The following is a 21811-nucleotide window of genomic DNA, read 5'->3' on the forward strand; positions in this document are numbered from 1 at the left end:
ACCGGTTCGGCACGGCAACATATTCCCCCGTCGGCGGATGGCTTAGCCGCACTTGAGTTCACTGGTGAAGCCGTGTCGTCGACCCCATACGGAGAGGCTCATGTTCACATGCAGAACCTGCGGCGAGTTGAGTGACTTTCCGGACACGCGTCCCGACGTCAACGATCTCGGCTTTTTCTTCGATTGCCCCGATTGCGGCGCGAGAAACAAACTCATCAACGTTGCGACGCCTGGCGAGACGGCAACGCTAGTGCAGCTTGCGGACGAGTAAATCGCCCTGGCGAGAATGATCTGGCGCACTGAGAGTGGAGCTCGCGCCACGCACGACAAAGATCGCGATACGAACGGAATGGACAAGCCGTGCGAAGCAACTTGTCCGGCCCCGCGCCGTAGCGCTGTCTTCATTACCCATTTTTCATCGGATCGTTATCCGATATAAATTCCGAGGTAAGTCATGAGATATTCACATCTCGTTTTTGCCGCATTGGCGACACTCGCCTTTGCTGCGTGTACGGGTCCCGCAGGACCGCAAGGTGCTACGGGTAATACTGGCAACACAGGCTATACAGGCGATACAGGCGCCACCGGACGCACAGGCGCGACCGGCGAAACCGGGTCTGTAGGCGACACCGGGGCCACCGGCGCGATGGGCGACACTGGTAATACCGGCGCTCGCGGTGGTTCGGGCCCGCGAGGCACGAATGCGACGGGCACTATCGTCGTCGTTCCGGCCCGATGATTTCATCGACGCACAGCGTCAGAGGCTCCGTCTTCGGGGTCTCTGCGCCGACGCTCGATACCGTTGTGTCGACCGACGGCCACCGGTGCGCTAGCCGAGGAAGAACATGGACAGGGCGGCAGCGGTCATGACGGCCGTTGCGATCGACGCAAGGACGATGACGGGGCGACTCGAGGTGAAATCGCCCATGATCGATTTCTTCGACACCAGCAGTATGATTACCACCATTAACGGCACGGCGACAAATCCGTTGATCACGGCGCTCCAGAACAGTGCCTTCATCGGGCTGATCGGTGAATACTGAATGCCGAGTCCGGCCAGCACGCTGACCGCGATAATGCTGTAGAAGCCGGTTGCGTCCGAGAACTTGCGCTCCAATCCTTCCTTCCAGCCCATCGCTTCCGCGAGCGCATAGGCCCCCGATCCCGCCAGGACCGGCACGCCGATCAGGCCGACGCCGAGAATGCCCAATGCAAACAGCGTGTAAGCGAAATCGCCGGCCAGTGGCCGCAGCGCACTTGCAGCTTGTGCCGCCGTGGTGATATCGGTCACGCCCGCGACATGCAACGTGACCGCCGTCGCCAGGATGATGAAATACGCCGCGACGTTGGAGTAAAGCATGCCGCTCCAGGTGTCCCAACGAATACGTCGAAGCTCGGTGCTGGCTGGCCGCGCGTCGCGCAGCAGCGATTCGCTGTGGTGATTCGCCTGCATCTCCTCGACTTCCTCCGAGGCCTGCCAGAAGAACAGATACGGGCTGATCGTGGTGCCGAAGATCGCGACCACCACGGCAGCGGCACTGGCACTCGGCGTGAAGCGGGGCCAGACCGTGTGCATCACAACCTGCTCCCACGGTACGTGAACCGTGAACAACACGGCCGCGTAGGCCAGCAGGGAGAGCGTCAACCACTTCAGAAAGAATACATATCGGTGATACGGAACGAAGACTTGCAGCAGCAGCGTGCCGAAGACAACAACTGCCGTCATCAAATGACGATTCACGCCCGAGACGAGTTCCGCGACCTCCCCCATGGCGGCGACGTCGGCAGCAATGTTGAGCGTGTTAGCCACCAGCAGCAGCGCAACAACGACATAGAGCACGATGGGCGGGAACGCGATCTTGATGTTGGCCGCGAGGCCCCGTCCGGTGACGCGTCCGAGGTTGGCGCACATCGATTGCACCGCTGCCATCAAAGGAAAGGTGAGCGGCATCGTCCACAGCATGTTCAGACCGAATTGCGCACCAGCCTGCGAGTAGGTGGCAATGCCGCTGGGGTCGTCGTCGGCGGCGCCGGTGATCACGCCCGGTCCGAGCCGCGCCAGCGGATGTTTTTTGAGCCGTGTCCACAGCGCCCGGAGGCCGTTGGATCGAAGCGCGGCATTGAAGTCCATGTGCTTATCTCACTCTGAATCGTGGTGTTTCGATGCAACTTCCGGCAAGCCGCAAGTCATTGCGTGCAAGCGCCGGTCGGGACCCCTCGGAAATCGGGGCGCTATCGGGCGCAACTTCCCAAGACGATAGGTGAAGCGTCGACGCGTGTCGGTCCGGTAGCCGACGTACAGGCGTGGCGGTCGCCACCATTTCTCCGTTCGGCCGGAATCGATTGATTTGGGGCGTCGCACGGCGTATAAAGAATACATCGGCTGGAAAGCCCGCCTGCGTCCACCCCTCCTTCCAGGACGCGCTCGACCGCCCCACCCACCTTCTTCTCCACTTGCGCGTTACCGACGTAACGCCCTTGGCAGCCTACGGCGCACGACCGCGTCGCGACTTGTCTTGCGCCGTCTTCGACTTAGGAAGGTCATATGAAACACGCGTCCTCTGACCGCTGGGATTCCCATCGTCATCACAAGCCTCTCGATCCGGAAAAAGTCGTGCCGTTGCTCAAACGGCTCAAAACGGAAGACGAAATCCGCTCGAACGTCCGACGTGAGAATGCTACGCAAATCGATTCGAACCAGGGGAAATGGAAGTATGTCCCCATTTCTCGCCCCGTAAAGCAGGATTGAGCTTCGCGCCTCGGGGTACCCGCTGTCGCTTGGCGTGCCGCCAACCCACGCCAGGGGCCGCCGTGGTCTGGTGACTTGCATGGCCGACGCGGACACCCGGGAGAAAGTCCAAATGTCGCCGGTCCCCCTTCTCGTTGGGGCCGGGCCGAGGAAACGGTGGGGGATCTGTTCGGTAGAGGACAGATTTCTGCGGCAGTTTTCCCTACGCTCATAGATCGACACGCCTCGTCGCGACGACGGCACGCCCAGCTCAACCCAACGAAATTCACCGATCAGGAGACACCGGCATGCTGGGGATCCCACGCAGTTCAAGTTTCCTTGGATCTACCCGCACGGCGAACGACTTCGGCCCCATGGAGGCGCCGATCCGAGCGGAATTGTTCAGTCGGGACCGGTTGGAGCAGCACGCCACGAGTCTTGCCCGTGCCCAGCGGATCTCGGCGCACACGCTATCTGCCCGCACTTTGCCCGCGCGGGCGGCAGATAACGAGCGTGTACTGCGCAAGTGTTATGACGCCACCGCACAAGCGACCTTGCAGCGCCGCTCGATCACGCCGGCCGCAGAATGGTTGCTCGACAATTTTCGCGCCGTGTCCGGCCAATTCCGGGAGGTTCGTCACGGCGTGGGCGAGCGCTCGTATCGCGCGCTGCCTCAGTTGCTCGAAGGCCCCTTGCGGGGTTATCCGCGCATCTATGGGGTGATGTGGGCATTCGTCGCCCACACCGACAGTCGCTTCGATCCGAGCCTGCTGCGCTGCTTTCTCCTGGCCTACCAAAAGGTCGAGCCACTGACGATGGCCGAACTCTGGGCCATGCCGCTGACGTTGCGCTGCGTGATGATCGAGAATCTTCGACGCCTGTGTGCACACGTCGCCCAGACGCAGGCGAGTCGGCAAGCGGCAGACAGGTACGCCGACGACCTGCTGGCGCTCAGCGCCTATGCGCCGACGTTCGCGAGTGGCGCGACGCCCACGCGCGCGCGCATCGTGGAGCCGCTCGAGCCTGCCTTCGCCGTGCAGTTGATCCAGCGATTGCGGTATCAGGACATCTCGTTGCAATGGTTGAACGATCAATTGGCACGGCAAGGGCAGTCTTCCGACGACGTGGTCCAGGCGGAGCACGCCAGTCAGGCCGCCGCCAATATGACCGTGCGCAATATCATCACCAGCTTGCGCGACATGCGCGCATTCGACTGGCAACCCTTGTTCGAGGATGTCAGCCTGGTCGACGCGCACTTGCGCCTCAACCTCGGCTATGCGGAGATGGACTTCGCAACGCGCGATCAGTACCGCCATGAGATCGAGAAGCTCGCGGCGAGGTCGCCATCCACCGAACTGGAAGTCACCGACGCCCTGAACAGCAAGGCTGCGGCAGCGGCGGCAAGTTTCGACGCGTCCACTCAGCCCGACGTCCTGCGCCGTCGCGCGGATCCCGGTTATTACCTGCTGTCGGCCGGACGCCGGGCGTTCGAACGCGACATCGGCTACCGCGTGCCGCTCGCGCACCGATGCCTGCGCGCCTACACATCGCATGGCGCCGCGCTATACGTCACGTCGATTTGCCTGCTGAGCGTATTGATCATTGCGCCCCCCCTGTGGCTTAGCGTGAAGATGGGGGTGGGGGTCGTCGGTCTCGTCTTGCTGGCCATTTGTGGCGCCTTCCCGGCATCGGACCTGGCCGTCATGATCATCGATCAGACGCTGTCCAAGCTGATTTCGCCACGCCACCTGGCGCGCATCGAGCTTGCACAAGGCATTCCGCCAGCATTGAGAACGTTCGTCGTGGTCCCAACGTTGCTGACCACCGAGGCAGGCATCAAGGAGCAGGTCGATCAGTTGGAAGTGCACTACCTCGCCAACCCCAGGGGCGATGTGAGGTTTGCGCTGCTCTCGGATTGGCAGGACGCCGACACCGAGCATCTGGACAGCGACGTGCCGCTGTTGACGGCGGCGAGCGCGCGCGTGGCGGCCCTCAATGCCCGTTATCCCAGCGCAGACGGCGATACGCCGCGATTCTTCCTGTTTCATCGCAGGCGCTTGTGGAACGAAGCCCAGCGCAAATGGCTCTCGTGGGAGCGCAAGCGCGGCAAGCTGCATGAGTTCAACCGGCTGCTGCGCGGCGCAACGGACACCTCGTTCGTCGACATCGATGGCTGTGCGCCGCAGGCACCGTCAGGCGTGCGCTACGTCATCACGCTCGATAGCGACACGCGTCTGCCCATCGATGCCGTGCGCCAGCTTGTCGGGACGGCGGCCCACCCGCTGAATCGTCCGGCCATCGATCCCGTGTCACGGCGCGTCGTCGAGGGCTATGGCATTCTCCAGCCGCGCATCACGCCAACGCTGCCCACGATGCGCGAAGGGTCTGTCTATCACCAGTTGTTCTCCGGACCCTGCGGCATCGATCCGTATGCGGCGGCGGTGTCCAACGTCTACCAGGATCTTCTCGGCGAGGGAAGTTACATCGGCAAGGGCCTATATGACGTGGACGCCTTCGAAACCGCCCTCGCCGGCCGCATCCCTGAGAACACGATCCTCAGCCACGATCTCTTCGAGGGCATCTTCGCGCGTTGCGGACTGGTCTCGGATATCGAACTGTTCGAGGATTTTCCGTCCCACGCACAGGTCGCGGCCACTCGGCTGCATCGCTGGATACGAGGCGACTGGCAACTGTTGCCGTGGCTCGTCGGTATGGCCGGCGGCGCGATTCCGGCGGCGGGACGCTGGAAAATGTTCGACAATTTGCGGCGTTCGCTTACCGCACCCGCCGCGCTGGCGACGCTCCTGTGTGCCTGGGTACTGGCAGGGGCGCCTGCCGGCGCCTGGACGAGTCTGGTGCTGCTCTCCATCGCCGCACCCGCGATCATCATGATTGCGGCGGGTCTGGTACCGTCGCAACGCGGCATCTCGATGCGCAGTCATTGTCGCGCGGTCGGCCGGGACATCCGCATGGGCGTTGGCCACACGGCGATCGTCATCGCCCTGCTGGCCAACCATGCGTGGCTGGCGATCGACGCCATTGCGCGCACCCTGTTCCGCGTGCTGGTGTCGCGGCGGCGATTGCTTGAGTGGGTCACGGCGGCACAGACCAAGCTGCAAGCCGGACGCTCGGTCAGCAACTTCCTTTGGTCGTTGCGTGGCGCGGTGATTATCGCGGGGCTCTGCGCCGCCATGGTCGCCTACTGGCGGCCGCACAGCCTGCTCATCGCCCTGCCATTCCTGGCGTTGTGGGGACTCTCGCCACTCATCGCGCAATGGATCAGCCGCTCACCCGAGCTTGCCCCGCCGACCCGCTTTGCGGCTGGCGACGTACCGTCGCTGCGCATGGCCGGTCGACGCATCTGGCGTTTTTTCTCGACCTTTGTCGGCGCCGACGACCATTATCTTCCCCCCGATAACTTCCAGGAAGACCCGCAGCCGGTTGTGGCGCATCGCAGCTCGCCGACCAACTTCGGGCTTTATCTGCTGTCCGTGCTGTCGGCGCGCGACTTCGGCTGGATCGGCATGACGGAGACCGTCGAGCGCCTGGAAGCGACGCTGGCGACGATGTCGTGTCTGGCGCGCCATCAAGGACATTTCTTCAATTGGTACGACACACGGGACCTGAGTCCGCTGATGCCGCAATACGTGTCGTCCGTGGACAGCGGCAATCTCGCCGGCCACCTGCTGGCCGTGGCAAGTGGATGCACGGAGATCGCCCGGCAGCCGGTGTACTCGTCCTCACAGTTGAACGGCATTCTGGATGCCGTTGCACTGCTGCGTGATGCCATTGCGAACGAACGTGACGACCGGCGCACGCTCACCGTCAACCGCAGTCAATTGCAGGAAGGGCTGGACGCACTGACGCTCGCCCTGCAATCGCCGATGTCGTCGGACGCGCCCACCGATCGGCCGGACAATTGGCGCCAGCGCTGGCAATCGATCGACCTGCTGGCCACCACGTTGCTCGATCTGGCGCAAACCTTCGTCGAGGAGCGCGGCGACGTGGCCCACAGCGAGGTGCTCGCCTGGGCCCGCGCGATCCGCGACGACGTCAGCAGTCATTTGCGCGACCTGCCGCTGTACGAGCCGCCAGGGACCGAACCGCCGCCGGCGTCACCGCCATCACCGCCATCACCGCCATCACCGACGTCACAGCCGTTACCCGCCCCGCCTGCCGGGAGCGAGGCGCAAAGGGCGCTCGTCGCACGATTCGATGCGGTGGCCGCCACGGCACGCACGCTGTTCGACGAGATGAACTTCCGCTTCCTGTTCGAACCCGATCGTCGCCTTTTCTCGATCGGCTATCGTGTCAAGGAGGCCGAACTCGACAATTCCTACTACGATTTGCTCGCGTCGGAGGCGCGTCTGACGAGCTTTATCGCGATTGCCAAAGGCGATGTTCCCGCCACGCACTGGTTCCGGCTGGGCCGCACCATGACGCCGCACGGCAAGGCCGCCGTGCTGATGTCCTGGTCGGGGTCGATGTTCGAGTATCTGATGCCCTCGCTGGTGATGCAGTACCCGCGTCATAGCCTGCTCGATCTGACCTGCGAGCTGGCCGTGGATTGCCAGGTGGCCTACGGCCGCGAGCGCAACGTTCCCTGGGGGGTATCCGAATCGGCCTTCAACGTACGCGATCGCGCGTTGACCTATCAGTACGCCGATTTCGGGGTGCCTGGACTGGCCTTGAAGCGCGGCCTGGCACAGCAACTGGTGATCGCGCCCTACGCGACCGCGCTTGCTGCGATGTACGACGCGCAGGTTGCCATCGACAATTTCAAGCGGCTCGACGCCGTTGGCGGACGCGGCATCTTCGGCTACTACGACGCGGTCGATTACACGCCCGTGCGTTTGCCGCAAAACTGCACCGCCGTACCGGTACGCGCCTACATGGCACACCATCAGGGCATGTCGCTGGTGGCACTGGGCAATGTGTTGTTCAACGGCGTGATGCGTCGGCGCTTTCATCGACAACCGATCGTGCATGCGGCCGAATTGCTGCTGCACGAGGCCAACCCGCGCGAAATCGGTGGCGCCGATCTCACGCCGGACGTTGCCGATACCGTGCGAGGTGTCAAAACCGCTGTACCTGTGCTGCGTCGCTTTCACTCCGCCCGGCAACCCGTTCCCGCAACCCATCTGTTATCGAACGGCGAGTATTCGGTGATGGTGACGACGGCCGGTTCGGGCTACAGCACATGCCGCGGGCTGGCGGTCACGCGCTGGCGCGAAGATCCGACCTGCGACGCCTGGGGCAGCTACGTCTTCTTGCGCGATACCGCGAGCGGCGACGTCTGGTCGGCCGCCTACCAACCGCTGGGCATCGAGCCCGATCGCTACGAAGTTGCCTTCTCGGAGGACCGGGCCAGTATGGTGCGCTACGACGGTACGCTCATCACGACCCTGGAGATCATGGTGTCGCCGGAGGACAACGCAGAGATCCGGCGGATATCGATCACCAATGCGGGCACGCATGCACGCGAGATCGAGGTGACGTCGTACGCCGAAGTGGTGTTGGCGCCCATGGCCACCGACGCGGCGCATCCGGCGTTCTCGAACTTGTTCATCCAGACCGAATATCTGCCGGACTTGCACGGCCTGGTCGCCATGCGTCGGCCGCGCAGCGATGCCGATACCCCCGTCTGGGCCGCCCACGTGCTGGCCAGCGCCACGCATGGCGACACCGTGGGATACGAGACCGATCGGGCGCGTTTTCTCGGGCGCGGTCGCCAGATTCGCAACCCGGTGGCCATCATGGACGGTCGTCCGCTTTCCAATACGGTGGGCTCGGTCCTCGACCCGATTCTGAGCTTGCGCAAGCGCGTTAGCGTCGCGCCGGGCGCGACCGAACATATTGTGTTTGCCACCGTGATGGCGACCACGCGAGAGGCCATCCTGAATCTCGCGGACAAGTATCACGATCCGGCCAGCTTCGAACGTATTTCGACGCTCGCCTGGATACAAGGCCAGGTCAATCTGCATCACCTGGGGATCACCGCAGAGGAAGCCCATCTGTTTCAGTATCTTGCCAATCGCGTCCTGTATTCCGATCCGGTCACGCGTCCCGGCAGTGACCTGCTCAAGCGCAACGCGTTGAGTGCCCAGACCCTGTGGCGATTCAGTATTTCCGGCGATCTGCCGATCGTGCTGGTTCGCGTGGACGACGCCGACGATCGCGATACGGTCCGGCAGTTGCTGCGTGCACACGACTACTGGCAAGGCAAGGGGCTGCCTGTCGATCTGGTCATCCTCAACGAGCGAAAGACCTCTTATGTGCAAGACCTGCAAACGTCATTTCAGACCATGGTGAGCGGCACGCAGGTCACGCCGGTACCGGGGTCTCGGCATGGCGAGATCTTCGTGATTCGCGCCGACACGCTCGAAGCGAACGAGCTGACCTTGTTGCTGAGCGCGGCCCGGGTGGTGCTGGCCGGCGCCAAGCAAGGCAGTCTGGAGGAGCAAGTGGTCCGCATGCGCCGGATCGAGTCCCGGCCTGCGGCGTTCGTCGAGCGTCCCCCCGCCGGACATATTCACGAGGCTGACGCCCCTGCCCTGGCGCCGCCACCGCTCGAGTACTTCAACGGCTTGGGCGGCTTTGCGGCGCAGGGTCAGGAGTATGTGACCGTGCTCGGGCAGGATCAACGTACGCCGGCGCCATGGATCAATGTGATTGCCAATCCCGATTTCGGCTTCCAGGTGTCGGAGTCGGGCGCGGGCTACACATGGTCCTTGAATAGCCACGAGAATCAACTGACGGTCTGGTCGAACGATCCGGTCGGCACGCCCTGCAGTGAAGTGTTCTATCTGCACGACGAAGAGTCGGGCGATCTGTGGACGCCGACCGCGTTGCCGATCCGGCTGGAAAACACCCGCTACATTGCCGCGCATGGTCACGGATACAGTCGCTTCGAGCACGCCGCGCACGGCATCAAGACCGAGCTGGTGCAGTTCGTGAGCTGGCGAGACCCGATCAAGTATTCCACGTTGTCGGTCGAAAACCGTTCGAAAAGACCGCGCAAGCTCTCGGTGACAGGCTATGTCGAATGGGTCCTCGGCAGCGATCGTGCCCGCAACGCCCCCTTCATCGTCACCGAGATGGACCCGACGACGGGCGCCATGTTTGCGAGCAATCCCTGGAATGCCGAGTTCGGACAGCGGATCGCGTTTATCCGCTGGTGTGGCGAGCAATCCGCCTGGACCGGCGATCGCACGGAATTCATCGGCCGTAACGGCGATCTGGCGTATCCCGCGTCGCTCACGTCCGCCGAGCTGCTCAGCAATCGCACCGGGGCCGGGTTCGATCCGTGCGGTGCGCTGCTCACGCGTATCTCGCTGGCGCCGGGCGAGCGCGTCGAGCTCACCTTCATCCTGGGTCAGGCAACCGATCGCGATGCCGCGCGGGAGTGGGTGACCCGCTGTCGCGCGAGCGCGCCGTCCGACGTGCTGGCCGAAGTCAAGCTGCAGTGGCACGAAACGCTGACGCAGCTTCAAGTGGAGACGCCGGACCGCGCCACCGATTTGATGCTCAACGGGTGGCTGCTGTATCAAGTCATCGCTTGCCGTTTGTGGGCGCGCTCCGCCTTTTATCAGGCCAGCGGGGCGTTCGGCTTTCGGGATCAGCTCCAGGATTGCATGGCGTTGACCATGACGCGCCCCGATCTGGCACGCGAGCATTTGCTGCGGGCGGCGGCGCACCAGTTTGTCGAAGGCGACGTCCAGCATTGGTGGCACCCGCCGACGGGCCGGGGGGTGCGCACGCATATTTCCGACGACCGCCTTTGGCTGCCGTACGTGGTGACGCACTACGTCAATGTCACAGGCGACTCGGCGGTGCTAGAAGAAATGGTGCCTTATCTATCAGGACCGCTTGTCCCGCAAGATCAGGAGAACGCTTATTTCGCGCCGACGGTCGCACCTCAGGCAGGCACGCTGTTCGAGCATTGCCAGCGCGCGATCGACTGTAGCCTCGAGACAGGCGCCCATCACCTGCCGCTCATCGGGGGCGGAGACTGGAACGACGGCCTCAATCGCGTGGGCCATGCGGGCAAAGGCGAGAGCATATGGCTGGGCTGGTTCCTGTACGCGACGTTGATGCCCTTCGCCGCGCTCGCCGATGAACGCGGAGAGCCGGAAATGGCGGAGATGGCCGATCGCTGGCGAGCACACGCGCAACGCTTGCGGGCGGCCTTGAACAACGGCGCATGGGACGGAGCCTGGTACCTGCGCGCATACTTCGACGACGGCACCCCGTTGGGCAGCGCGAGTGACGCGGAATGCCGCATCGACTCGATTGCGCAAAGCTGGAGCGTGATGTCAGGTGCGGGCGATGCCGATCGTCAACGCCGGGCGATGGAATCCGTCGAGCATTACCTGGTGCTTCCCGGGGACGATCTGGTGTTGTTGCTCACGCCGCCGTTTGACAAAATGCCGCTCGATCCAGGCTACATCAAGGGCTACTTGCCCGGCGTGCGTGAAAATGGTGGACAGTACACGCATGCGGCGGCTTGGTGCATGATCGCGTACGCAATGTTGGGCGATGGCGAGCGCGCGGGCGACATGCTGACGATGCTCAACCCCATTCATCACGCCGCCACGAGAGCCGGCGTACACGCCTACAAGGTCGAGCCCTATGTGATGGCCGGTGACGTTTATGCGGCGCCGGCGCATGTGCGCCGTGGCGGATGGACTTGGTACACGGGGGCGGCCGGATGGATGTATCGTGGCGCGGTCGAGTCCATCCTGGGTCTGCACAAGCAAGGGGAGGCGTTGACGTTCGATCCATGCGTTCCCCGCGATTGGCGCAATTTCCGCTTGAATTATCGACATGGCACGTCGCGCTATCTGGTGTCGGTCGTGAATCCACACGGCGTTTCCAAGGGCGTCGCGTCAATCGAGCTGGACGGCCAACGCTTGCCGCCGGGCGAGCACGGCGTAAAGTTGGTGGATGACGGGAGCGTCCATCGCGTTCATGTCACGATGGGCACGCCGCTATAAGGCGGCGTGCGAGGGCGGTGTAGGCGGCGGCGTCGGCGATGCGTCGTCCCAATAGCCCGGACGACCGTAGTGTTTGTGGATGCGGATCTCCTCTCGGCGATCGAGCATGGCCTTCGAATCGTACGACGGTGCCGTCTTCACGGTGTCGCGCGTCACAGCCAGTGAGACTGTCGCGTCCAACCAGTTCACATGCTCGATCAACGTGACGGGCACGGCGACTTGATGCCCCATCCACCAGTTGCTGGTGTTGGCGATGATGTAGCGTAGCGCCCAAGTGCGCACATCGACGAGCAATCCCTCCACGTGGCCGATGTCGCCATTGCTCGCATGGATGTGATAGTCCGCCACGGCGTCTGCGCTGCGCAGATGCGGGTCGGCCGGCTGCCGATTGGCCATCTCATCATGCGAATGCGCGGCCTCGCGGGCCAGGCGAAATGCATCCTGCTCCGACCGGCTGCCGCTGGCAAGGCTGCTCGGAAATGCGCCCTCCCCCCATCCATCGATGCCTCCCCAGTAATCGGGGTAGCCGTAGTAGGCAAGATAGTCTGCCTCGTGCTGCCGAGACACCGGCTTGTGCGTATCGATATCCGGACTGTGTTTCACCTGATCCTGGGTGATCGTGACGGGAATGATGTCGTCCAGCCATTCGCTTCGGCCAATCGAAATCGGCGAGATCAGCACCCGTCGGTTGGCAAGCCACGTTCCGGTTTTCACCACGAGATACCGAACGATCCACGTCTGGTCATCGAAGTAGAGATCTTTCACCAGACCGACATCTCCGTCCGGCGCGCGAATGGTACAGCCCTCCAATTGTTCTAGCGTGCGCAACATGGCAAACCTCCTGCAAACTGTCCGTCGTTGATGGCATGTGTTCCCCAGCGCCCCGCAAAGACAGCATGGCGGCGGCCCGATGCCGAAGTCGTCTCCACCCTACGTGAGTGCTCCGGTCAAGTCGGTTCGGTATCGAACCGACTGTGTGCATAACGATCTGCAGATCGGTCACGCCCGACGCTCCATCGCCGGAGACCCCAAACCGGACGAGCGAACGAGCGAACGCGCTGCCGTTCGAGCCTGGCGGTCTGCCCGAACGGAACCCGTTCTCCGGTGCCGCGCTGTCCTGTCTCCTGCTCCCGCAGTCGTATCATGTGTAAAGTTAGGTAAACCCAGATCCCGTCTACCAATGAAGTCTTCCCCAGAAACGTTGCCCCTTAGCGATGACTCGCCCGCCTACTGGCGCGAGCAGGAAATGCTCTTGCTGCAGAGCGTCATGGCGCTCGTGGGCAAGACGCTGTCGCCGGACACGGCATTGCGCGAGATTCTGCATCTGATGTCGGAGCTGTTGGGCTTGAATCGTGGCCGGATCGTTTTGAAGGACGCCACCGGCGAGCTTTGCCGAATTCGATACGCCTACGGCCTCACGAAGTCCGAGGTCGAACGTGGGTGCTACCGGCTGGATGAGGGGGTGACAGGCCACGTCCTGACGCAGGGGCAATTGGTGATCGTTCAGGATATCGATGGCGACGACGCCTTTCTCGCACGCGCCGTCCATCGAGAAAACCTGCCCCCTGGCCCCGTATCGTTCATTGCGCTCCCGGTTCGCATTGAAGATCGGACGGTCGGGGTGCTGGCGTGTCATCGCATCCGCCATCGAAATCGCGCGTTGGCCAGCGACGTGTCCATCCTGCGAATTCTGGCGACGCTTGCGGGACAAATGTTGCAGCTCCAATCCATGCTCGAGGCAAGGACACGTGCATTGGAGGAGAAGAACCGTATCCTGGTGCAGGCGCTGGAGCATGAGACCGCCCGATACGGCATTATCGGAACCTCCGGCCCGTTGCTTCGGGCCATCTCCGAACTTGAGCGTGTATCCGATTCGACCGCCAGTGTGTTGTTGCTCGGCGAGTCCGGCACCGGCAAGGAGCTGTTCGCACGCGCGCTGCATCTGGCCAGTCCTCGGCGCGATCGCCCGTTCATCAAAGTCAACTGCGCAGCCATTCCCGACACGCTGTTCGAATCGGAACTCTTCGGCTACGAAAAAGGCGCGTTCACTGGCGCTGCCGCGACTCGGCAAGGATTGTTCGAGCAAGCTTCGTCCGGCACGATCTTCCTGGATGAAATTGGCGAGATGCCGCTCTCCATGCAAAGCAAGCTCTTGCGCACGCTTCAGGAAGGTGTCATCACTCGGCTGGGCGGAAAGCGTGAACTGCGCGTTGACGTCAGGCTGGTCGCGGCGACGAATCGCTCGCTGGAGAGCGAGGTGGCCAAAGGCAGGTTCAGGCAAGACTTGTTCTACCGACTCAACGTGATTCCCATTCACTTGCCTTCGCTGGCCGAGCGTCAGGGCGACATTCGCGCGTTGGCATTGCACTTCCTGAGCCGTTTCAACCAGGCCAATCAGCGCAACGTGAATTTGTCGCCGCACGCCTATGCACGTCTCGAGGCTTACGCTTGGCCGGGCAATATTCGCGAACTTTCCAATTTGATAGAACGCGTGGTCTTGCTTGCGGAAACGCCCGTCGTGGATGCCACCGACATCGAGCGATTCATGCCGACCGCGCAGGCAACGCATGCTGCTGCGCCTGTTCCGGAGCCAATGCCGCGTGCCATGCTGCCGGTCCTCGCAGCGCGCCCCTATATGCCGAATGACTCTCACACGGCAACCGAGCTGCGGGATGCGGTCGCGGCCGCAGGGGGCAACAAGACCCGCGCAGCGCAGATCCTGGGAATGACCCCTCGTCAGCTTTCTTACCGGTGGCACAAGATTTTCGGTGAGTAGCCCCGTGCGCTAAATGACCTACGGGGTCAATGCGCCTTGAGTGTTGCGTACGTGCGCGTCCGTAGGCGTCGACGGGTCTCCGGCGACGCCTTTTTCTTGTCATTTCCCCGGTCTGAGCGTGGTCTGCGCGAGCGCATCGCCCGCCACCGACAATGTCGACATTTACGACATTGTCAACATTGTCGATGCCTGTTCGTGGGCCGACATGGCCGACACTCATTGACCGGAAGTCTCGGTTAAATCCAATAAAATCAATCGGTTAAATTAATTTCGACGCTTCTGGCACGGTTCTTGAGTAGAAGGCTATGTGATCGTAACTCGGTCCTTCCAACGCCCCACCTTGGGGTTCACTGCCAGGAGATTGCTTTGACTGCTACCAACGAAACCGCCACGACCTATCTGCGCCCGATCGATCGCGACGGACTGCTCAAATTTGCCGCAGCAGGCCGCGACAACCCCGAGCGAAAAGGCGTCAACAAGGTTCATACCGTGATGCAGGGGATGTTCCGCTCGTGGAGCTATGTCGGCACGCACAATCCGGTGGTGGTAGATGAGCCGCTTCACCTGTTCGGCGAAAACACGGTTCCGGCCCCGGGGGAAATCGCACTCTCGGCACTGGGCGGCTGCCTGAGCGTCGGCATCACGGCGGTGGCGACTTACCGTCAGGTGAAGCTCTCGCGACTGGAGATCTTCCTGGACGCCGATATCGGGAATACGGCGGCATGGGGGGCCGGCGGAGCCGATCGGGAACCGTCGCAAATGGGCTTCCAGGCGATCCGCGTCAAGGTTCTGATCGAGGGCGATGCGCCGCGTGAAGCGCTGGACGCCATTGTCCAGCACGCGAATTTCTTCTCGCCAGTGGCCAACACGATGCGAAATCCGGTGCCGTTCAGCATTTCGCTGGCCGATTGAGCCCGCGTCGTTTCGACTTCCCGATTCACGAGACCCATGCACCATGAATTCAGTTGAAAAATCTGTCGGCTTGCTCGATGCAACGTGGCCTTCTCAGACGATCATCGAGGACGTGACGCACATTGCCGATGGCGTGCTCGCCCAGGCGGCGCACCGCATCGACCATGAGGGCTACTACCCGCTCGACATCATGGAGTCGCTTGGCGCGGCGGGCGCATTCGCTGCGCACCTCCAACGAGGCGGCAATCGCGTGGGTCTCGCCATCGACGCGATGCGTGCCATCAGCCGCCGCTGCGGTGCCACCGGGTTCATGTCTTGGTGTCACGACGTTTGCGGCCTCTATATGGAGCAGTCGGGCAACCCCGCGTTGATGGGAGATGTGCTGGACCAGCACATGATGGCACGCACGTTCGGGGGCACGGCGCTTTCGAATCCGATGAAGGCGTTGGCCGGCATCGAAAAGATGACGCTTCGGGCACACAAGGCGCCGGGGGGCTATCGAGTCAGCGGCGCGTTGCCCTGGGTCAGCCACATTGGCCCAGGCCAGCATTTTGGCGCGATGGCCGGCGTCTATCGCGACGACGGCTCGCTCTCGCACGAGATCATGTTTCTGGCTCGCTGTACCGACGCCGTCGTGCTGCGCCAATGCCCCGAATTTTCGGGGATGGAGGGCACAAGTACCTGGGGCGTGCGGTTCGAGAACTATTTCGTCGGCGAAGACGCGATGATCGCCGATCCGGCACGCCCGTTCGTGGCGCGCATCCGCGCCGTATTCATCTTGATGCAAGCGGGAATGGCGATCGGCGTTGCGCAAGGCGCGATCGATTCGATTCGTGAGGTCGAACCCGCGCTCGGGCACGTGAACCGCTTCCTGGATAACCGCCCCGACGAACTTCAGGCGGAGTACGACGACCTCGGCGAGCGCGTCGCCAAGCTGGCGCAAACGCCGTATGACGGCAGCAAGGACTATCTCCTCGACGTTCTCGATGCGCGCGTACAGGGCGCAGAGTTCGCGCTTCGCGCGACTCAGTCCGCGCTGCTGCATCAGGGGGCGCGAGGCTACCTGGCGCAGGCAGCACCGCAGCGTCGCGTTCGCGAGGCTCAGTTCGTGGCCATTGTGACCCCCGCCATCAAGCACTTGCGCTGGGAGATGCATCGTCTATCAGAGGAGGAGATGCCGCTGTGAGCCCACTCGATACCCGCCCCTGGCGCCAATACCTTTGCCGCGCGTGCGGCCTCATCTACGACGAAGCGCAAGGCGACCCGGATAGCGGACTGGCCCCCGGGACGCGCTTCGAGGACATCCCCGACGACTGGGTCTGCCCTTTGTGCGGTGTCGTGAAGGCCGACTTCGAGCCGTACGAGGCGACCTGCGCGGCACCTGTGCGCCCGGGCGACGGCGACACGCCAAGCGCCCAACCCGCCGCCCGCGACGGCGTCGTCATCGTCGGCGCGGGGATTGCCGGATGGAGCGTCGCCGAAGCGGTTCGTGCGGTGGACGCCGATGTCGCCATCACGGTCGTCACGGCATGCAGCGGCGATCGCTACCACAAGCCTGAAATTTCCGTCGCGCTTGGGCGTCGAGTCACGCCCGAGAAGATGATTCGAGAAACCGCGACGCAGGCGGCACGTCGCCTGCGCGTCCGGCTGTTGGCCGAGACCCATGTGGTCGGGTTGAGTCCCGGGCTGCGTCAACTGCGCACGACGCGCGGCACCTTGCGCTACACGCGTCTGGTGCTTGCGCACGGTTCGCGCCCTGCGCTTCCCGCCACGCTGCCGGCCCGTCTGTGCTGGCGCGTCAATGACCTTGCCGGCTGGTCGGGGCTGCATGCTCGGCTCGATACGCACCTGCAGCGTGTCGCCATCGTGGGGGCCGGCATGGTCGGCGTAGAGCTGGCGGAAGACTTCGCTGCGGCCGGCCACGCGGTCACGCTGATCGACGTCAACGAATACCCGCTTTCGGGACTCGTGCCTGTGCCCATCGCGCAACAATTATGTGGGGCGCTCGAGACACTGGGCGTGCGTTTTCTCGGCGGAACCCGCGTGACGGCAGTGGATGGAACAGTCGATGGTGTCAAACGACTGACCTTTCACGCCGGCGCTTCGCTGGAAGTCGACGAAGTCGTGGCGGCAACGGGGTTGGCCACCGAATCACGTCTCGCGATGCGGGCAGGACTCGCGTTCGACAACGGTGTCGCGGTCGATCCGAAGACACTCCAGACGAGCGACGACGCTATTTATGCGGTGGGCGATTGCGTGAGCATTGAGGGACGCCCATGCCGCTTCATCGAGCCGATCGCCCGCCAAGCCCATGTGCTGGCCCATCACATGCTGGGGCGTGCCTGTGCCGAGTACGAACATGGCACCCCGGTGATCCGGCTCAAAGGTAAGGCATTTCCGATCGTGGTTCATGGCGTACCCCGCCAAGGAGGTGTCTGGGAAACCCAGCACCAGGGGGGAGGCGTTTACGTGGCAAGGCAATGGCTGGACGGACAAGTCGTTGCCCGCTTGGAAGCCCGCCGCACGACCCTGCGCTACGTCGCTTGACCAGACACGATCAGAACGTTGTTGCTTCCGAAGGTTTCTCCTGCACAGGTGATGCGATATGACTTCCGAAAACCAGTTTCGCCCGTACGACGTCGATGCCTCGATGAGCGGCTGCTCGTGTGGCCTGCACGCCAATGAGCAAGCGCACAATGCCGCCGATCTGGCAACGCGCAACGCGCGCAGCCAAGATGCCGAATTGCTCCTGCTCGACACCGTCGAGGCAGCGGCCGTGCGAGCGCTTTTCCCGAACGACACACTGCGCCGCACGTTCCTGAAGGCCGTCGGCGTTGGCGCCGCACGCGCCGCAATCGCCAGTGTGTTGCCGATCGCCAGTTTGCAGGCGATGGCGGCAGACTCGCCGAAGGGCCTCGAAAAGAAGGACCTGAAAATCGGCTTCATCCCGATCAATTGCGCAACGCCATTGATCATGGCCGATCCACTTGGCTTCTATCAGGCTCAGGGGCTAAAAGTGACGCTGAGCAAAACGGCCGGCTGGGCATTGGTGCGCGACCAAATGCTCAACAAGCAGCTCGATGCGTCGCACTTTCTCGCGCCCATGCCGCTCGCCATTTCGATGGGGCTCGGTTCGTCGCCGCAGCCGATGCGCGTGGCTGCGATTCAGAACGTCAACGGACAGGCCATCACGCTTGCGCTGAAACACAAGGACAACCGGAATCCACGCAATTGGAAGGGCTTTCGCTTTGCGATTCCTTTCGAGTACTCGATGCACAACTTCTTGCTTCGATACTACCTTGCCGAACATGGGATTGATCCGGACCGCGACGTGCAACTGCGTGTGACACCGCCCGCCGAAATGATCGCCAATCTGCGAGCGGGCAACATCGACGGATTCCTGGGACCCGATCCATTCAATCAGCGCGCCGTCTACGACCAGATTGGCTTCATTCACCTGCTCTCCAAGGAGATCTGGAACGGGCACCCGTGCTGTGCGTTCGGTGTGTCGCAAGAGTTCATCACGCAGAATCCGAACACGTTCGCCGCACTCTTTCGCGCCATCCTGAATGCGTCGGCCAGCGCGCACAAGCAGGAAAACCGACCCGCCATTGCCAAGGCCATTTCTACGCCGAACTACCTGAACCAACCTGAAACGGTCGTGTTGCAGGCGTTGAGCGGCCACTATGCGGATGGCCTGGGACAGGTCAAGACCGATCCGGACCGCGCGGACTTCAATCCGATTCCCTGGTATTCGATGGCGACCTGGATGCTCACGCAAATGCGACGCTGGGGCTACGTCAAAAGCGATGTCGACTACAACGCGCTGGCGCAGCAAGTATTCCTGCTGACAGACGCGAAGGCGAAGATGAAGTCGCTTGGCATGTGGTCCGACGCGGACGCGTCGCAAGGCGGCTACCGCAAGTTCACGATCATGGGACGTGAGTACGACCCGGCAAATCCCAAGCAGTACCTGGCGAGCTTCTCCATCAAGCGAACCTAATAGGCCACCCATATGAAATCTTCACTCGGCGCTCGAGCCGCCCTGGTGTCACTGTTCGTGTTGGGCTTGATTCTTGCGTGCTGGCAGATCGCTACGCTGCCGAAGCGGGAGGCCAGCCACACGACCATGACTGCGGAACAAATCGAGTATGCAAAGCTCATGGGGCAGCCTACGCCGGATCAACGCGCGACCCAGCGGCACGACGGCTTCCCCACCCCGTCGCAGTTCTTTGCCGTGGCGGCCGACAACCTCGCGCATCCGTTCTATGACCGCGGGCCGAACGACAAGGGGATTGGTATCCAACTGGGATGGTCGCTGCTGCGCGTGAGCGGAGGCTACTTGCTTGCCGCCCTCTTCGCGATTCCGTTTGGGTTCTTGATCGGTATGTCGCCGCTGCTGTATCGGGCGTTCGATCCGTTCATCCAACTTCTGAAGCCGATCTCGCCGCTCGCCTGGATGCCCATTGCGCTATACACGATCAAGGACGCGTCCACCTCCGCGATATTTGTGATTTTCATCTGCTCGGTATGGCCGATGTTGATCAACACGGCCTTCGGGGTCGCAAACGTGCGCAAGGACTGGCTCAATGTTGCTCGCACGCTGGAGGTGGCGCCGCTGCGAAAGGCCTTTCAGATTGTCCTTCCTGCGGCAGCGCCCACGATTCTGACCGGGATGCGCATCTCGATGGGCATCGCCTGGCTGGTGATCGTGGCGGCCGAGATGCTGGTCGGAGGAACAGGTATCGGCTATTTCGTGTGGAATCAGTGGAACAATCTTTCGCTGCCCAACGTGATCTTTGCCGTGCTCCTGATCGGTGTTGTCGGCATGCTGCTCGACCTCATGTTTGCCCGCATTCAACGAAAGGTGACGTATGCAGAGTAACGACATCCGGATGGACGCCGGCGTGTCCAACCCGGGGCCGAGTTTTGTCGAGGTGGACGCGCTGGCCAAGCGCTATCGGGCCGATCTCCCCAATGTATTCGAGGACGTTACGTTTCGCATCGATCGCGGCGAATTCATCTGCGTGATCGGCCATTCCGGGTGCGGGAAGAGCACGATTCTCAACGTGCTGGCCGGCCTGGAGCAAGCCAGCAGTGGCGTGGCGATCATGGCCGGCCGGGAGATCGCCGGGCCGAGTCTGGACAGGGGTGTCGTGTTTCAGGGGCACGCCTTGCTCCCGTGGCTCACCGCCCAGCAGAATGTTGCATTTGCTGTGCGCTCCCGACACCCGGATTGGTCGCGCGCGCAGATCAACGAGCACGCGACGCGTTATCTGGAGATGGTAGGGCTCGGCCGATCGGGCGACCGAAAGCCTGCTGAGCTGTCCGGCGGCATGAAACAACGCGTCGGGATTGCGCGGGCGTTCTCGGTAGCGCCCAAGATGCTCATGATGGACGAGCCGTTCGGCGCGCTGGACGCACTGACCCGCGGGGTGATTCAGGATGAACTGCTCAAAATCTGCGCGGCGACGCAGCAGACCGTCTTCATGATTACGCATGACGTAGACGAGGCGATTCTGCTGGCCGACCGCATTTTCCTCATGAGCAACGGACCGCAAGCCCGTCTCGCCGAGATCGTGGTCAACACATTGCCGCGCGACCGTACGCGGGAGTCGATGCTGCACGATCCTCAGTTCTATCGGATTCGCAACTATCTGATCGACTTCCTGGTGCGTCGATCCGCCGAGATCCAGGCGGAGGTCGAGAGGTATCGCGACGCGCATACCACACCCAAGGTCGTTCACCCGGGGCGGGCGGTAGAAAGCGTCGCTACCCAGAACGTCACGCGTCTTGCCCGAGTTGGGCTTCCAGGCTAATTCCACCTTGTTGTCTGATCCACACTTAATTGGAGAGAAGCATGATTTCCAGTCGTACACAAGTTACCGAAATGATTCTGTCGGCCAAGGTCCGCAAGGGCACCAAGTGGGCCGATGTGGCCGAGCAAGTGGGCGAATCCAAGGAATGGGTGACCGCCGCTTGCCTGGGCCAGATGACGCTCGACAAGAAGCAGGCAGAGATCGTGGGCACGATTTTCGAACTGTCCGACGAGGCGATCGCCTGGTTGCAGATCGTTCCTTACAAGGGTTCACTGCCGACGGCCGTGCCGACCGATCCGCTGATCTACCGCTGGTACGAAATCGTGAGCGTCTATGGCTCCACGATCAAGGAACTGATTCACGAGGAATTCGGCGACGGTATCATGAGCGCGATCGACTTCTCGATGGACATCCAGCGCCAGGCGGACCCCAAGGGTGATCGCGTCAACGTCGTGCTGTCCGGCAAATTCCTGCCCTACAAGACGTACTGATCAACCTGCGGCGGCAGAGCACCGTGTATATGCCGCAATCGCCGTGGGACAACGAATCGCGCGGCTGCGGTGCGTTGTGGGCGCGGGAG

13 protein-coding genes are annotated in these 21811 nt (G+C 62.5%); 11 read left to right on the top strand and 2 right to left on the bottom strand.

Annotation, left to right across the window (positions count from 1 at the left end):
• Nucleotides 1–100 precede the first annotated feature (100 nt).
• Entirely contained in the window at nt 101–271 is a 171-nt protein-coding gene (locus tag ACE3UG_RS00135) for a hypothetical protein (RefSeq protein ID WP_374618199.1), read from the top strand.
• A gap of 558 nt (nt 272–829) precedes the next feature.
• Here the strand turns inward: ACE3UG_RS00135 and ACE3UG_RS00140 are convergent.
• Complete coding sequence (locus ACE3UG_RS00140; RefSeq protein WP_374618200.1) at nt 830–2131, bottom strand: NRAMP family divalent metal transporter; 1302 nt, start codon at nt 2129–2131, stop codon at nt 830–832.
• A 414-nt stretch (nt 2132–2545) separates the two neighbouring features.
• Here ACE3UG_RS00140 and ACE3UG_RS00145 point away from each other — a divergent pair, with 414 nt between their 5' ends.
• Together ACE3UG_RS00145 and ACE3UG_RS00150 are read left to right on the top strand one after the other, a co-directional pair.
• Nucleotides 2546–2749: a hypothetical protein gene (locus ACE3UG_RS00145; RefSeq protein ID WP_374618202.1), complete on the top strand. Its 204-nt coding sequence runs from the start codon at nt 2546–2548 to the stop codon at nt 2747–2749.
• A gap of 287 nt (nt 2750–3036) precedes the next feature.
• Nucleotides 3037–11724: a GH36-type glycosyl hydrolase domain-containing protein gene (locus tag ACE3UG_RS00150; protein WP_374618204.1), complete on the top strand. Its 8688-nt coding sequence runs from the start codon at nt 3037–3039 to the stop codon at nt 11722–11724.
• Here the strand turns inward: ACE3UG_RS00150 and ACE3UG_RS00155 are convergent.
• Nucleotides 11719–12555 carry a PRC-barrel domain-containing protein gene (locus ACE3UG_RS00155; protein ID WP_374618206.1) on the bottom strand — a complete coding sequence of 279 codons (837 nt, stop codon included), beginning with the start codon at nt 12553–12555 and terminating at the stop codon, nt 11719–11721. The genes ACE3UG_RS00150 and ACE3UG_RS00155 overlap by 6 nt on opposite strands.
• A gap of 349 nt (nt 12556–12904) precedes the next feature.
• Here ACE3UG_RS00155 and ACE3UG_RS00160 point away from each other — a divergent pair, with 349 nt between their 5' ends.
• The 8 genes from ACE3UG_RS00160 (at nt 12905) to cynS (ending at nt 21722) form a co-directional block, all read left to right on the top strand.
• Nucleotides 12905–14500 carry a sigma 54-interacting transcriptional regulator gene (locus ACE3UG_RS00160; RefSeq protein WP_374618208.1) on the top strand — a complete coding sequence of 532 codons (1596 nt, stop codon included), beginning with the start codon at nt 12905–12907 and terminating at the stop codon, nt 14498–14500.
• Nucleotides 14501–14866: 366 nt separating this feature from the next.
• The gene (locus ACE3UG_RS00165; RefSeq protein WP_374618210.1) at nt 14867–15412 is read left to right on the top strand and encodes an OsmC family protein; all 546 of its coding nucleotides are present in this window, start codon (nt 14867–14869) and stop codon (nt 15410–15412) included.
• 43 nt (nt 15413–15455) lie between these two features.
• On the top strand, nt 15456–16598 hold the full coding sequence (locus ACE3UG_RS00170; protein ID WP_374618212.1) for an acyl-CoA dehydrogenase family protein: 1143 nt from the start codon (nt 15456–15458) through the stop codon (nt 16596–16598).
• Nucleotides 16595–17959, top strand: coding sequence for a rubredoxin (gene rd / locus ACE3UG_RS00175; RefSeq protein WP_374618214.1), 1365 nt, complete (start codon nt 16595–16597; stop codon nt 17957–17959). Before ACE3UG_RS00170 ends, rd begins: the two co-directional genes overlap by 4 nt.
• A 58-nt stretch (nt 17960–18017) precedes the next feature.
• Nucleotides 18018–19415 (top strand): CmpA/NrtA family ABC transporter substrate-binding protein, encoded by a 1398-nt coding sequence (locus ACE3UG_RS00180; RefSeq protein ID WP_374618216.1) that lies wholly within the window; start codon nt 18018–18020, stop codon nt 19413–19415.
• 12 nt (nt 19416–19427) lie between these two features.
• On the top strand, nt 19428–20297 hold the full coding sequence (gene ntrB / locus ACE3UG_RS00185) for a nitrate ABC transporter permease (protein WP_374618217.1): 870 nt from the start codon (nt 19428–19430) through the stop codon (nt 20295–20297).
• Entirely contained in the window at nt 20287–21231 is a 945-nt protein-coding gene (locus ACE3UG_RS00190) for an ABC transporter ATP-binding protein (protein ID WP_374618219.1), read from the top strand. The genes ntrB and ACE3UG_RS00190 overlap by 11 nt, the downstream gene beginning before the upstream one ends.
• Before the next feature lie 41 nt (nt 21232–21272).
• Nucleotides 21273–21722, top strand: a complete 450-nt coding sequence (gene cynS / locus ACE3UG_RS00195) for a cyanase (protein WP_374618221.1) — start codon at nt 21273–21275, stop codon at nt 21720–21722.
• Nucleotides 21723–21811: the final 89 nt, after the last annotated feature.

Source organism: Pandoraea sp. (genome assembly GCF_041919235.1).
Classification (GTDB): domain Bacteria; phylum Pseudomonadota; class Gammaproteobacteria; order Burkholderiales; family Burkholderiaceae; genus Pandoraea.

Coding starts and splice junctions, on each gene's coding strand:
- ACE3UG_RS00135 (WP_374618199.1), top strand. CDS start 101: ATGTTCACATGCAGAACCTGCGGCGAGTTGAGTGACTTTCCGGACACG.
- ACE3UG_RS00140 (WP_374618200.1), bottom strand. CDS start 2,131: ATGGACTTCAATGCCGCGCTTCGATCCAACGGCCTCCGGGCGCTGTGG.
- ACE3UG_RS00145 (WP_374618202.1), top strand. CDS start 2,546: ATGAAACACGCGTCCTCTGACCGCTGGGATTCCCATCGTCATCACAAG.
- ACE3UG_RS00150 (WP_374618204.1), top strand. CDS start 3,037: ATGCTGGGGATCCCACGCAGTTCAAGTTTCCTTGGATCTACCCGCACG.
- ACE3UG_RS00155 (WP_374618206.1), bottom strand. CDS start 12,555: ATGTTGCGCACGCTAGAACAATTGGAGGGCTGTACCATTCGCGCGCCG.
- ACE3UG_RS00160 (WP_374618208.1), top strand. CDS start 12,905: ATGAAGTCTTCCCCAGAAACGTTGCCCCTTAGCGATGACTCGCCCGCC.
- ACE3UG_RS00170 (WP_374618212.1), top strand. CDS start 15,456: ATGAATTCAGTTGAAAAATCTGTCGGCTTGCTCGATGCAACGTGGCCT.
- ACE3UG_RS00180 (WP_374618216.1), top strand. CDS start 18,018: ATGACTTCCGAAAACCAGTTTCGCCCGTACGACGTCGATGCCTCGATG.
- ntrB (WP_374618217.1), top strand. CDS start 19,428: ATGAAATCTTCACTCGGCGCTCGAGCCGCCCTGGTGTCACTGTTCGTG.
- ACE3UG_RS00190 (WP_374618219.1), top strand. CDS start 20,287: ATGCAGAGTAACGACATCCGGATGGACGCCGGCGTGTCCAACCCGGGG.
- cynS (WP_374618221.1), top strand. CDS start 21,273: ATGATTTCCAGTCGTACACAAGTTACCGAAATGATTCTGTCGGCCAAG.